Source organism: Kitasatospora sp. NPDC022856, assembly GCF_055561235.1.
Window position 1 is genome coordinate 191,892 of record NZ_JBVHHE010000015.1, and the last position, 12,995, is coordinate 204,886.

Consider the following 12,995-nt stretch of genomic DNA (forward strand, 5'->3'; position numbering starts at 1 on the left):
GCCCCGTTCACGCCGTCAACGGCGCAGGGGACTGCCCGGATACGGGCCGACTGCGGTACAACTGCGCTGATATGACGATTGATCGGAGATATCTGCCATGAGCAAGTCAGCTCTGCCCCGCCGCGGTCTGCTCGTCGGCGCGGCGGCCACGGTCATCGGCTGGAACACCGCCGGCCGCAGCTGGGCCGTCGCCGGCGGCCAGGGCACCCCCACCGACGGCCCGGCCACGGCGGACGCGGTGGCCGCACTGCCCCGGCTGGACGGCAGCCTGGTCACCGACCCCGCCACGCTCACCCGGTTCACCGGTGACTTCGGGCACCTGGTGACCGCCGCGCCCCGGGCCGTACTTCGGCCGGGCTCGGTGCGCGACATCACCGAGGTCGTCGGCTTCGCCCACCGCCACCGGATCCCGGTCGCCATGAACGGCCAGAGCGGCGGCGGCGACCCCGCGGAGCTGGAGTCGCACTCCGGCTACGGCCAGGCCACCGCACCCGGCGGCATCGCCGTCGACGCGCGGGGCCTGGACCGGATCCTCTCCCTCACCCCCGGCCGGGCCGTGGTGGAGGCCGGCGTCACCTGGGCGCAGCTCACCGACGCCGCCCTCGCCCAGGGCTGGATGCCGCCCTGTCTGACGGACTACCTGCACCTCTCCGTCGGCGGCACGCTCAGCGTGGGCGGGATCGGCTCCGCCGTGCAGCGCCACGGCCTGCAGGTGGACACCGTCGAGTCGGTCGACGTGGTCACCGGTACCGGCCGGCTGCTGACCGCCTCCGCCACCACCAACCGTCAGCTGTTCGAGGCCGTCCTGGCCGGCGGCGGACAGGCCGGGATCATCGTCCGCGCCACGCTGCGGCTCGTCCCGGCCCGCCAGCGCGCCCTGGTGTTCAGCCTGTTCTACGACGACCTCGCCGACTACCTCGGTGACCAGGAGCGGCTGATGGCCGAGCGTCGCTTCGACCTCCAGGCGGGTGAGGCGGTGCTCGACGCCGCGGCCGGCACGTGGCGGTACAAGATCGAGACGGTCGCCCACTACGACGGCGCCACGCCCCCGGACCGGGACGCCCTGCTGCGCGGGCTGCGCTGCCTCCCGGGCGAGACCACCGTCGTCGACCAGAGCGCCCGCGACTACGCCTTCCGGGTCGACGGCTTCGCCGGCTACCTCAAGGCCGCCGGCCTCTGGACCCAGCCCAAGGCCTGGCTCAGCGTCTTCCTGCCCGCCTCCACCGCGGCCGCCTTCGTCCGCGAGGCCACCGCGTCGCTCACCCCCGCGGACCTCGGCGCCGGGCTCCTCCTGCTCTACCCCTACCGCACCGCCGCCCTGACCCGCCCGATGGCCGTGATGCCGGACGCACCGGTCGGCTGGCACTTCGACCTGCTCTCCTTCCCCGCCCCCGGCGCCGACACCGCCGCCATGCTCCGCCGCAACCGTCGCCTCTACGACCGGGCCGTCGCCCTGGGCGGCAAGCGCTACCTGATCGGCGCCGTCCCCGGCATGACGCCGACGGACTGGCGCCGTCACTACGGCTCCCGCTGGGCGGCCGCCGTCGCGGCGAAGCGCCGCTACGACCCGGCCGGCATCCTCACCCCCGGCCAGGGCATCCACACCTGATCCGCCGCAGGCCTGCCCCGCCCCCGCGGCGGGCGGGGCAGGCCTGCGGGGAGGCACGGTGAAAATCGGTTCGGATCGGCGTGCGCCCGTGAGAGTGTCGACGGGGGAGGAGTGCGAGCGCGTGGACGCGACCTGACGGTGCGTCACCCGAGCGAGTCGTGGGCGGACGGAGCGCCGCGGCCGGCCCGGGCCGACAACCGGTCGGCCGAGGCGGCGACACCGGTGGACGGAACGAGGGACGAACCCGATGGAAGCTGCACGCGTGATCGCCCTCGTGGCCGCGACGATCACCACCGGACTGAGCGCGGGGCTGTTCTACGCCTACGCCTGCTCGGTGATGCCGGGGCTGCGCACGACGGAGGACCGTACGTTCATCGACGTGATGCAGCGCATCAACGTGGCCATCCTCAACGGCTGGTTCCTGGTCGGGTTCGTCGGTGCGCTGGTCTGCACGGCGGTGGCGGTGGCACTGCACCTGCCGTCGGACGGTCACGACGTCCTGCCGGCCGCCGTCGCGGCCCTGGTCTGCTACACGGCGGCGCTCGCGGTGACCCGGAAGATCAACATCCCGCTGAACGACGCGCTGGCCGCCGCCGGGGAGCCCGGGCGGATCCCGGAGCCCGCCGCGGTGCGCGAGCGGTTCGAGGCGCGCTGGGTGCACTGGAACATCGCCCGGGCGCTGCTCTGCACGGCGGCCCTCGGATGCCTCTGCTGGGCGCTGGTGCTGCACGGCAACGCGAGCGGCTGAGCCCCGCCCGGCACCGGGCGGGGCTCAGCGCGCGGCCGGCGGCCTCGGCGGGTTGTTGCGCAGCGGAGCGATCTCGCGGTCCAGCGTGGCGACATCCATCGCTATCCGCCGGGCGATGTCGCGCGGACCCGCCTCGGCCGGCAGCCGCCGGCTCCAGGAGCGGGCCCGGGCCGGGCCGTCGTGCGCCATGTGGAAGTTCAGCCGCAGCCCGCCGCCCAGATCGACCAGGCTGATCAGGAAGTGGATGTCGGACAGGTCGATGGTGACGTCGTTGCCGATGCAGGAACAGCCGACCAGATCGCCGATCTCCTCCTCCGCCAGGTACTTGGCGAGCTGGACGGCCTTTCCCTCGACACGGAACGGTCGCAGTACGGGATCCACGCTGGCTGTCGCCTCTTCCCCGGTGTTCGCTGGACTCCTGCCGTTGCCGACATGATTCTAGAACCGTCCTTGGAGTCCAAGTCACCGGCATCACAACGGACTTGGCCAGACAGCACGAGGGGGCGCAGGGGCGCACCACGGCGGAGGGGCGGCGAGCCGCCTGCGCGGTGCGGTCCGCCGGCTACCGGGTCTCGTGCTCCTTCCGCGCCGTCGCGGGCTCCCGCTGTCCCGCCCGCTGCCGCCACAGCAGCGGCAGGGCCGGCGCCGCCACGACCGCGAGCAGGCCGGCCAGGCCGATCGCGCGGCCGGCGCCGATCGCCTGGACGTCGCGGAAGGCCGCGGTGATGGCGTCCGCGGTGGCCTGGTCGACCGAGGAGAGGATCTGGTCGGCGAGCTTGGAGTCCGTGACCGCGTTGCCCAGTTGCTGGGCGTCGTCCTCCGAGAGCCCGGCCGCCCGCGCCCGGCTGATCGCCTGGTCGGTCTCCACCGCCTGCTGGACCGCGACCGTCACGGCCACCCCGAAGGCGCCGCCCAGCATGCTGGTGACCTTGAACATCCCGGAGGCCGTGCCGGCCAGCTCCTCCGGCGGCCCGGCGACCGCGGTGTCGGACAGCGGGACGGACATCAGCCCGAGACCGGCGCCGAGCACCAGCAGCCCGGTGGCCAGGACGGCGTAGTGGTAGGTGTCGCCGATCACGGCGGTCACCAGGGTGCCGATGCCCAGCAGGAACAGGCCGACGGCCACCGGGAGCCGTGCCCCCCGCCGCGCCGCCACCCGGCCGCCGAACGGGTTGAACAGCAGGATGGTCACGGTGGACGGCAGCAACAGCAGCCCGGCCGCGACGGGACCGTAGCCGCGGACCTCCTGGAGGTAGAGCGTGAGCAGGAAGCTCACCCCGGCGAAGACGATGTTCATCACGGAGTTCGCCGCGAGCGCCCCGTCGAACGGCCGGGAGGCGAACAGCCGCAGGTCGAGCAGCGGATCCCGGACCCGCCGCTCCACCAGCACGAACAGCGCCGCGAGCAGTACCGACGCGACCAGCAGAGCGATGATCACCGGGTCGGTGAAGCCGTCCTCCTGACCGGCCGTGCACCCGTAGAGCAGGCAGAACGCGGCCGCGGCGCTGATCACCAGGCCGGTGAAGTCGATGTGCCGGGTGGCGTTCGGGTCGGTGGACTCCACGGCCGACCGGCGCACCAGCCACCAGGCGATCACCGCCAGCGGGGCGTTGATCCAGAAGGTCGACCGCCAGCCGGCCAGGCCGGTCAGCACGCCGCCGACGGCCGGCCCGGCGGCCTGGCCGACCCAGGCCACCGCCATCCAGGCCCCGAACGCCCGGGGCTGCTCGCTCACCGGGAACATCGGCGGGATCAGCGCCAGCGTCGCGGGCAGGATCAGCGCGGCGCCGAAGCCCATCGCGGCCCGCCCGGCGATCATCCCGGTCACCCCCGGCGTGAACGCCGTCAGCAAGGAGACCACGCCCAGCAGCACCAGGCCGGTCTCCAGCATGCGCTTGCGCCCGAACACGTCGCCCAGCTTCCCGGCCGCGAGCACCAGCGCACCGGTGGAGAGGCTGAAGGCGTTGTTGGCCCACTGCAGGGCGGGCAGCGAGACCGACAGTTCGTCCGAGATCGTCGGCACCGCCACCCCGAAGTCGGCGAACGACAGCCAGACCATGCCGGCCGCGACGCACATCCCGGTCATCGCGGTCCACCGCTGCGGGGAGTACCCCCCGTCCGGCTCCCCGGACGTTCCGGCCATGGGTCCGCTCCCTCCTGCGCCCGGCCCCGTGCCGAACGGACCTGCCCACTATCCGGGCCCGCCCGGCACCGGGCCGGTGGCACACGCCGCGCATCCCCTGAACGGCCCCGTCGGCGTGGCCCTGCCCCGAGGCGCGCGGTCAGCCCCGTCACCGCGGCCGGCCCCGAGGCGCGCGGTCAGCTCCGGGCCCGGTGCTCGTACTGGTAGGGCGTCATGGTGGTCAGGACGGCGAAGCCGAGCCGCTCCAGGATCGGGCGGCTCTGGTCGGAGGCGTCGACCCGCAGGTACTCGTAGCCGAGACCGGCGGCGATCCGGGCCCGGTGCGCCACCAGCGCGCGGTAGACGCCGCGGCCGCGCCAGGCCGCCAGCGTCCCGCCGCCCCAGAGCCCCGCGAAGCCCGTTCCGGGGTACAGCTCCATCCGGGACGCGCACACCGGAACCTCCCGGCCCTCGTGGTGGGCGATCGCGAGGTGCACCTTCAAGGTGTCCGGGCTCTCGGTGAGCTGGGCCAGGATGCGGCGGCCGAGCCGGGTGCCGTCGGTGCCGAAGGCCTCCTCGTGGACGGCGACCACCTGGGCCACGCCCGCCTCGTCGGTGACCTCGCGCAGCTCGATGCCGGCCGGCTCCGCCGTGTCCGCCATCCGGCGGGTGAGGTCGCCGAGCTCGGCGACCATCAGGGTCTCCGGCTCCTCCGGGGTGAAGCCGGCGGCGGTGAGGCGCTCGCCGAGGTCGGCCGGGCGGTCGTGGCCGTACACGGTCCACTCGAAGTCCTGGCCGAGACCGGCGTAGTGGCGGACCTGCTCGGCGATCACGGCGTCGGCGCCGGTGGGATCGAGGTCGGACCAGACGATGCCGTTCCAGACGCTCTCGGGACCGCTCTGGCGCACGATCCCCGGGGACTGCTCGATGCGTGCGGCCGGGGTCTCGCGCGAGATGCCTCGGCGCATCCGGGAGTCGACGAGGGCCAGCAAGGTGTCGTGATCGGTAGTCATCCGGGCACTCCATCATCCCGGTGAGCTGCGGGGCAATCGGAATTCCGGTGGGTGGCCGGTGGCCGGTGGACGGCCGGGGTCGGCTCTCCTCGCCCCGGCCGCCCGAACGCCCTCGGTCAGCGCCGGGACGCGGTCACCACGGTCGCGTCGCGGTCCTCGCACGAGGCGACCGCGCCGTCCAGCCCGGCCGCGCCGACCACGGCGAGGGCCGCGGGCACCTGGCGCTCACTGGTCTCGAAGAACAGCGCCCCGCCCGGGGCCAGCCAGTTCGGCGCCTCCCCCGCCACCCGGCGCAGCACGTCCAGCCCGTCCGCGCCGCCGTCCAGGGCCGGGCGCGCCTCGTGCACCCGGGCCTCGGCGGGGAGCAGCGCGATGTCGGCGGTCGGTACGTAGGGCACGTTCGCCAGCAATACGTCCACCCGGCCGCGTAGTTCGACGGGCAGCGGATCGAACAGGTCGCCCTCGAACACCCGGCCGCCGGCGCCCGCCAGGTTGCGGCGGGCGCACCGGACGGCGGCCGCGTCGACGTCCGCCGCGTACACCTCGACCGGGTGGGCGGCCGCCGCCGCGAGGGCGGCGGCCAGCGCGCCGCTCCCGCAGCAGAGGTCCACCACCAGGGCGTGCGCGGGCGTCAGCCCGAGCGCCGTCTCGACCAGGAACTCGCTGCGGCGCCGGGGCACGAAGACGCCCGCGTCGACGGCGATCCGCAGACCCCCGAACTCCGCCCAGCCGACCACGTGCTCCAGCGGGCGGCCCTGGGCGCGGGAGCGGACCATCGCCGCGAGTTCGGCGGGAGTGGCGGCGGCGTCGAGCAGGATGCGCGCCTCGTCCTCGGCGAAGACACAGCCGGCCGCCCGGAGGCGGGAGGTCACCGAGGAACGCAACAGTGCGGAAGAGAAGACAGACAACAGAAGAACCCCATCAAAGACACAGGCGAAAGATCAATCCGCCAGGACTCCCCGAGAGGGACCGCCGCCGAACCGGCAGAGCGCCACTACGCGCTCGGTGCCACGTCTTCACAGCTGTTCCCGGGGAGCACCCGCTCCGTCGTACCGGTAATGGGTCTCACCTCCCGAGGTCGTGGTTCAGTTCGGCGCCGCCACCCTACCGCACGCTCCGCACCCGGAAGGGATCGTGGCGAGGGTCCCTCACCCGGTGGCATCCAGGTCCGACGCGCTCCTCCGCCACACCCGACAAGCCACCGTTCGACGCCGTGCTGTGCGACACCGACGGCGTGGTCCGCTTCTTCGACCAGCACGAGGTGACCCGCCTCGAACACGCCGCCGGGCTGGGGATGACGGGGCTGCTCCACCGCGAGCCCGAGGACCTGCGTCGGGCGCTCGCCCCGCTGTTCGACGGCCCGCGCGCCCCTGGCCGGTAGACCGTCGGCCGGGGCGCGGACCTCGGGCCTCGGGCGGGGTGACCGGGCCTCAGGCGAGGTGGTCGGCGACCAGGGTGGCGAACTCCTCCGGGGTGAGGATCCGGATGCCGAGCTCCTCCGCCTTGGCCCGCTTGGAACCCGCCTTCTCCCCCGCGACCAGCAGGGTGGTCCGCTTGGAGACGGACGAGGAGGCCTTGCCGCCGGCCCGCTCGATCAGCTCGTTGACCGCGTTGCGCGAGAGCTCGGCCAGCGGACCGGTCATGGCTCCGGTGACGACGACGCTCTCACCGGTCAGCGGGCCGGCCACCGCACCGGCCACCGCCTCCCCCTCCGCGCCGTCGGCGGACGCGACGGGCGCGGTCGGGGTGGTGACGGCGGTACCCACCCCCAGGGCGGCCAGACGGTCCAACAGCGGTGCCACCCCGGCGAGTTCGGTGACGATGACGGCGGCCTTCTCGGCGCCGATGCCGTCCACCCCGGCCAGCGCCTCGGCATCGGCGGCGCGGATCGCCGCCATACTGCCGAAGTGTGCGGCGATCCGGCGCGACATCGTCCGGCCCGTGCCGCGGATCCCGAGCGCGCAGAACACCCTGTTGAGCGGCTGGGTGCGGGCGGTCTCGATGGCGGCGAGCAGGTTGTCGGCGCTGGTGTCGCCCATCCGCTCCAGGGTGAGCAGTTGCTCCTTGGTGAGGGTGAAGAGGTCGGCGAGATCGGCGACCAGCCCCGCCTCGACGAGCTGGACGGCGCGGGTGCCGCCGAGGCCCTCCACGTCGAGCTGGTCGCGCCCGGCGGCGTAGATGATCGAGGCGACGGCCTGGCAGGCCCGGCCGCGCACGCAGCGCCAGCGCTGCTCGGTGGTGTCGATGGCGTCACCGCAGCGCGGGCAGGTCTCGGGGAAGGCGATCGGCTGCTCTGCGCCGGTGCGCTGGTCCACCAGGGGGGCCTCGACGCGCGGGATGACGTCGCCCGCCCGGTAGACGAACACCTGGTCGCCGATCATCAGGCCCCGGCGCTCGATGTCGGCCGGGTTGTGCAGGGTGGCGTAGGTGACGGTGACACCGTCGATGACCACCGGCTCCAGGACGGCGCGCGGCGCGATGATGCCCGTCCGGCCGACGTTCCACTCCACCCCCAGCAGCCGGGTGACCTTGTGCTGGGCCTGCAGCTTGCGGGCCACCGCCCAGCGCGGGGCGCGCGAGCCGGAGCCGGCCTGCTCCTGGTCGGCGGCGGAGTCCGCCTTGACCACGACGCCGTCGATGCCGAACGGCAGGGCGGCGCGCAGCGCGGCGATCTCGTCCACGCGCTGCCCGACCTCCTCGATCGTGGCGCAGCGCTGCGGGTGGGCCGCCGTGCTGGCGGCGGTGTTGGCGCCGAGAGCGGCGAGGCGCTCCAGCAGCTCGCCGTGCCCGAGGTCGGGCAGCCCGATGGCGCCGTAGGCGAAGAAGGTGAGCTCGACGCGGTAGGCGCGGTCCTTGGCCCGCAGGGTGCCGGCCGCGCCGCTGCGGGGGTGCGCGAACGGGGTGGCGCCGTGCTCGGTACGGACGGCGTTGGCGTGGTCGAACTGCTCCTGGGTGAGCAGGACTTCGCCGCGCAGCTCGATGTCCAGGGGTTCGCCGAGCCGGGCGGGCAGGCCGAGCACCGCGTCGGCGGCGTGGGTGATGTCCTCGCCCGCGAGGCCGTCGCCGCGGGTCAGCACCTGGGTGAGGCGGCCTGCCCGGTAGCGGGCCGCGATCGCCAGGCCGTCCAGCTTCGGCTCGACGCACCAGCCGGCCACCGGTCGGCCCAGCCTGCGCTCCAGGCCCTCGGCCCAGGACGCCAGCTCCTCGGCGGAGAACACGTTGTCGAGCGAGAGCATCGGCACCGAGTGCGGGACGTCCCCGACGACAGCGCCGCCGGCCACCTTGCCGGTCGGGGAGTCGGGGAGCACCTCCTGGGGGTGCTCGCGCTCGTACGCCTCGATGGCGCGCACCAGGGCGTCGTACTCGTCGTCGCCGAGCGGGGTGGCGCCGTCGGCGTAGTACGCCGCGGCGGCCCGCACCGCCGTGGAGACGGCGTCGGCGTAGGCGTCCGGGGAGGCCAGGGCAGCGGGAGAGGCCATGGTGGCTGCGTCCTTCATACCGCCATGATGGCTCCCGGCACTGACATTCGACCGCAGGGCCGTTCGGCCGCCGGGCGCGGGTGTCTCCGGACGGCCGGGGCGGGCAGGCCGCCCCACCGGCCCGCGGACCGTCGGCTTTTCCGTCCCCGGCGACCGGGGTCGGGACGGCGTCCGCCGCGACCGGGGTCAGCCGACCGGCGGCGCCGCGGTCCGGTAGGAGTCGACCGCCTCCGGGAGGACGAGGCAGGGCAGCAGCCAGTCCCAGAACGCCTGCAGCCGGCCGGCCAGCTCCTCCCGGCCGCGCGCCGCGCCGCCCAGCACCTCCAGTCCGCACGCGGCGGCCACCAGCAGGGACTCCGGACCGACCCCGCCCGAGCGTTCGCGCAGCTCACCCGCCCGGCGCGCGCCCGCCAGCAGCTCCCGGACGGCGCCCGCCCAGACGCCCTGGAAGCCGCGGACCCCGGCGACCGGCCCGTCCTCGCCCTGCCAGGCCCCGTCCTCGCGGCCCAGCCGGAACGCCGCCCGGACCACCGGATCCGACTCCAGCGAGGCCACCAGCCAGTAGCCCGCGTCGATCAGTGCCTGGACGGACGTGGATTCCGTCCGCAGCGCGCAGCAGGCCTCCCGCAGCGCCCGCTCGGCGTGCTCCACCACGGCCCGCGCCAGCTCCTCCTTCGAGCTGAAGTGGAAGTAGAGCGCGCCCTTCGTCACCCCCGCCGCCGAGGCGATGTCCGCGAGCGTCGCGCCCGCGTAGCCGGACCGGTCGAACAGCTCCGCTCCCGCCGCGACCAGACGCCCGCGCGTCCGCTCCGATCTCTCCTGCACCAACCGGCCCTCCATTCCGCCCGCCCGCACCACGCCGGGACCGACCCGGCGACCGCGCCGTCCGTCACCCGTTCCGCGGGAGCCGGCCAGGTCCGCGCCGGACCGTCGTCGCGCCGCCGGTGGGACGTCCCCGCCCCACCGTGACACCCCGGCCGACCGCCACCGGTCTCCCGAACTCCCGCGCGTCGACGATGCCGTGACTGATGGTCACCGGGTAACCCCTCCGGTGATCTGCCGACGCATCCTTGGCACATTGGTTTGCCCGGGCGGCCGGGCGGCCGGCCGCCGGAGGGTGGGCACGGCCGGGGCGGCCCCGCGTCCGGCCCCGCGCCGGACCGGCGTCGGACCGGCGTCGACCCCGCATCGGAGCGCGAGAAACGGGACGAGCGGTTTGTCGGCCACCAAACCGGACGCCCTGTACGGTTCGGCGTGACACGGGCCGGGCCCCGGCGGACGGGTCTTCAGCAGGCCGCGGCCGCGCGGGCGGCGGCGACCTCGGCGACCACCCTGGCGCCCCGGTCGGCATCCATCTCCAGGGAGGCCAGCACCCCGGGCACGGCCACGCTCGGCAGCAGGTGCTGGAAGAGGCCCGCGACGCGTCGCTCCAGGTCCGCGCGGCCGGCGAGCTTCTGCGACTGGACCTGTACACCCGCCCAGGCCGCCGTCACCAGCCAGGCGGTGTCGGCCGGCACCACGTGCGGGAGCAGTTCGCCGCGCTCCCCCGCGGCCGTCAGCAGCGCCTCGAACCGGGCGATCCACCCGGGGACGGCGCCCCCGCCCAGGTCCCCGAGGCCGTCCTGGCCCAGCGACAGCCGAGCGCCCGCGCTCAGCACCGTGTCACGCGGCAGCAGATGGGCCACCACCATGCCGGTGTCGACGAACTCCTGCAGTCTGCAGGCGCGTTCGGGCACGGAGTCGTGGGCGAACTGCTCCTCCACCACCCCCTGGGCGAGGTCCCGCTTGGACGCGAAGTGGAAGTAGACCGCTCCCCGGGTGACGCCGGCGCGGGCCACCACCTCACCGATCGTCGCCGCCTCGTACCCGCACTCGTCGAAGACCGATGCCGCCGCCTCCAGAATCAGCCGGCGCGTCCGCACCGCCCGCTCCTGCCGCACCACACGACCACCCCGCCCACCGCACCGATCGAACAAAACCAGACAGCCCGTATCTTAACCGGCAGGCAATCCCGTACCGAACCTGCGGTTTTCTCCGGCCCGGCGGTTGCCTCGGGGGTCAGGAAACCGACCGTGCGGTATATCAAGAGGCGGTATGTCGGGAGGTCTGCGGCGCGTTCCTGGCCCACCGCGAGGCGTCGGGATCCCGCCGGATTCACGGGAACGGCGTGGCGGGAGCCGCGTTCAGGGCGTCGTCGACCCGCTTCCAGAAGGCCCGGAAGTCCGCGGGAGCCGCCCGGTCGGCGGCGTACTGGGCGGAGTGCGCCTTCAGCACCTCCAGGTACTCCGGGGTGAGGATGACCGAGAACTCCCATCGGTCGGGCCCGCTGTAGGCCGGGACGGCACGGTTGCGCGCCTGGGCCAGTTCGTCCGAGATCATCCGGAGGTCGAGCAGGTACTCGGCGAGCCGGTCCCCCTCGGGCGGGGCCGCCCGCAGCCGCTCGGCGAGCCCGTCGAGCAGCGCCTTCATCCGGTCGTAGTCGTGGTAGTCCAGCTCGACGAGATAGGTGAACTCCCTTGTCTCCACCCGGTTCTCACGCACCTTCTGATACCAGACCGGGGCCAGCTCCCGGGCGGACGGGGCCGAGCGCGGATTCCTGCGCAGGAGGGTGGCCAGTGCCCTGAGGTTCCCGTCCCCGATGTTCCCCTGGTACTCACGGGCGACGGCCGGGAGGGTCACCCGGGTGGGCTGCAGGGTACTGAAGTGCGCCAGCACGACGCCGTGTTCCTGCTCGTCCAGCGTTCCCCACTCACCGTGCGGGCCGCCGCACGCGTCCGCGAGTGCGGACAGGCAGGCCGCGACGGCCATCGCCTCGCTGCCCCGCCACTCCCGCTCCAGCCACTGCTCGAAAGCCGACCCGTTGTTCACCGGCTGCCCTCCCTCTCGGTCCTGTCGATCGGTGCTCCGCGGTTCCCCGTCGTCGAAACGCCTGCGGCCGGCGAGCGCGCCGAGCCCGAGCGTGAGTCGCTTCTGCAGGCCGTCGAACCGGGACCGGGCGATCTGGTGACCGGCGTCGGCCGCCTTCTCGTACCAGCGCAGCGCTTCGCTCGGGTTGCCGAGCCACTCCTCGTAGAGGGTCCCCAGGAAGAGCGCGCCGAACGCGCTGCCGAGCTGCGCGGACCTCCGGTACCAGTGCATGGCCAGCTCGGCGTCGGCGGCCGACGGCTCCTCCGGCAGCTCCCCGCGCAGCCTGGCCCGCATCCGGCCCTCGACGATCAGCCCCAGCCGGGCCATCGCGTCGGCGTTCCCGGCCCCGGCGGCCAGCCGGTGGAGCTGCTCGATCCTCGGCAGGTTCTGCGTCCCGTCCCCGCCGCTCCACTCCAACTCCAGGAGGCAGGCGGCCTCGTAGGCCTCCCGGGCCTGCTCCTCGGTGAGCAGCCCTTCCGGCAGGGCGAACGGGTCGGGCGGCGGCGGCAGTCGCGGCGCGGTGGAGGGGCCGCCCGGGAACGTCAGGTGGTAGTGGACCCCGCCCATGACGAGCCCGGCCTGGACCACCGACATCGACACCGCCGTCCCGACGGAGAGTTCGTTGCGGACCACGCCCGGGATGTCCGGCGTGGCAGCGTCCGCCACGGCCGGCACGTCCCGCGCTTCCGGCCCGGCGACGCCCGGCACGGACGGCGCGGCGCTGTCCGCGCGGTGCTCCGCGGCCTCGTCCAAGAGGTCACCCCACTCGCTGCGCGTCCGGACGGCGTCGCCGGTGCCACCGGCCGGCGACGGGGCCGGACGGACCGGTCGACAGCGCCGGTGCAGGGATGCTACCCGCGTCAACCACGTTGCAGGACACGCGTTCTGGCCAATCTGACGATGAACGGCAGAACACGGCACCCTGCTCCCCCGCGCGACCTCCGGGAGCCGCCGGACCGATTCGGAGTGAGCCGCCGGACCCACCCGTAGGGAACCGCCGCACCGGCCCGGAGTTCGGCATCGGGCACCGTCGGACCCTCCGGGCCGGTCCGCCCGTCCGGGTGAACAGCGCATGCGGCACCGGGGCGGAACGCCTAGCGTGGCCCGGGGCACCCCG

Annotated in this window: 11 protein-coding genes; 3 read left to right on the top strand and 8 right to left on the bottom strand. The window is 74.4% G+C overall.

The window, feature by feature from the left end; genetic code table 11:
- Positions 1-97: 97 nt before the first annotated feature.
- Both ACZ34W_RS20965 and ACZ34W_RS20970 read left to right on the top strand, forming a co-directional pair.
- Entirely contained in the window at positions 98-1,609 is a 1,512-nt protein-coding gene (locus ACZ34W_RS20965; protein ID WP_465606099.1) for an FAD-binding protein, read from the top strand.
- Positions 1,610-1,856: 247 nt separating this feature from the next.
- Positions 1,857-2,357: an anthrone oxygenase family protein gene (locus ACZ34W_RS20970; protein ID WP_465606101.1), complete on the top strand. Its 501-nt coding sequence runs from the start codon at positions 1,857-1,859 to the stop codon at positions 2,355-2,357.
- Positions 2,358-2,381: 24 nt separating this feature from the next.
- Here ACZ34W_RS20970 and ACZ34W_RS20975 read toward each other — a convergent pair whose 3' ends face one another.
- From ACZ34W_RS20975 to ACZ34W_RS20990, 4 genes are all read right to left on the bottom strand, one after another.
- Positions 2,382-2,738: a hypothetical protein gene (locus ACZ34W_RS20975; protein WP_329485788.1), complete on the bottom strand. Its 357-nt coding sequence runs from the start codon at positions 2,736-2,738 to the stop codon at positions 2,382-2,384.
- A gap of 181 nt (positions 2,739-2,919) precedes the next feature.
- Entirely contained in the window at positions 2,920-4,500 is a 1,581-nt protein-coding gene (locus ACZ34W_RS20980) for an MFS transporter (RefSeq protein ID WP_465606103.1), read from the bottom strand.
- A 176-nt stretch (positions 4,501-4,676) separates the two neighbouring features.
- Positions 4,677-5,492, bottom strand: a complete 816-nt coding sequence (locus ACZ34W_RS20985) for a GNAT family N-acetyltransferase (protein WP_465606105.1) — start codon at positions 5,490-5,492, stop codon at positions 4,677-4,679.
- 116 nt (positions 5,493-5,608) lie between these two features.
- Positions 5,609-6,364: a putative protein N(5)-glutamine methyltransferase gene (locus tag ACZ34W_RS20990; RefSeq protein ID WP_465606107.1), complete on the bottom strand. Its 756-nt coding sequence runs from the start codon at positions 6,362-6,364 to the stop codon at positions 5,609-5,611.
- 341 nt (positions 6,365-6,705) lie between these two features.
- On the opposite strand from ACZ34W_RS20990, the gene ACZ34W_RS20995 reads away from it, so the two are divergent.
- Complete coding sequence (locus ACZ34W_RS20995; RefSeq protein ID WP_465606109.1) at positions 6,706-6,873, top strand: hypothetical protein; 168 nt, start codon at positions 6,706-6,708, stop codon at positions 6,871-6,873.
- A gap of 49 nt (positions 6,874-6,922) precedes the next feature.
- Here the strand turns inward: ACZ34W_RS20995 and ligA are convergent, their stop codons facing one another.
- The 4 genes from ligA to ACZ34W_RS21015 form a co-directional block, all read right to left on the bottom strand.
- The gene (gene ligA / locus ACZ34W_RS21000; protein WP_465606111.1) at positions 6,923-8,989 is read right to left on the bottom strand and encodes an NAD-dependent DNA ligase LigA; all 2,067 of its coding nucleotides are present in this window, start codon (positions 8,987-8,989) and stop codon (positions 6,923-6,925) included.
- Positions 8,990-9,157: 168 nt separating this feature from the next.
- Positions 9,158-9,796, bottom strand: a complete 639-nt coding sequence (locus tag ACZ34W_RS21005; protein WP_329485793.1) for a ScbR family autoregulator-binding transcription factor — start codon at positions 9,794-9,796, stop codon at positions 9,158-9,160.
- A gap of 461 nt (positions 9,797-10,257) precedes the next feature.
- A complete protein-coding gene (locus tag ACZ34W_RS21010; RefSeq protein ID WP_359809093.1) occupies positions 10,258-10,893 on the bottom strand; it encodes a ScbR family autoregulator-binding transcription factor in 636 nt (211 codons plus the stop codon).
- A 232-nt stretch (positions 10,894-11,125) separates the two neighbouring features.
- Positions 11,126-12,631 (bottom strand): tetratricopeptide repeat protein, encoded by a 1,506-nt coding sequence (locus ACZ34W_RS21015; RefSeq protein WP_465606114.1) that lies wholly within the window; start codon positions 12,629-12,631, stop codon positions 11,126-11,128.
- Positions 12,632-12,995: the final 364 nt, after the last annotated feature.

Coding starts and splice junctions, on each gene's coding strand:
- ACZ34W_RS20965 (WP_465606099.1), top strand. CDS start 98: ATGAGCAAGTCAGCTCTGCCCCGCCGCGGTCTGCTCGTCGGCGCGGCG.
- ACZ34W_RS20970 (WP_465606101.1), top strand. CDS start 1,857: ATGGAAGCTGCACGCGTGATCGCCCTCGTGGCCGCGACGATCACCACC.
- ACZ34W_RS20980 (WP_465606103.1), bottom strand. CDS start 4,500: ATGGCCGGAACGTCCGGGGAGCCGGACGGGGGGTACTCCCCGCAGCGG.
- ACZ34W_RS20985 (WP_465606105.1), bottom strand. CDS start 5,492: ATGACTACCGATCACGACACCTTGCTGGCCCTCGTCGACTCCCGGATG.
- ligA (WP_465606111.1), bottom strand. CDS start 8,989: ATGAAGGACGCAGCCACCATGGCCTCTCCCGCTGCCCTGGCCTCCCCG.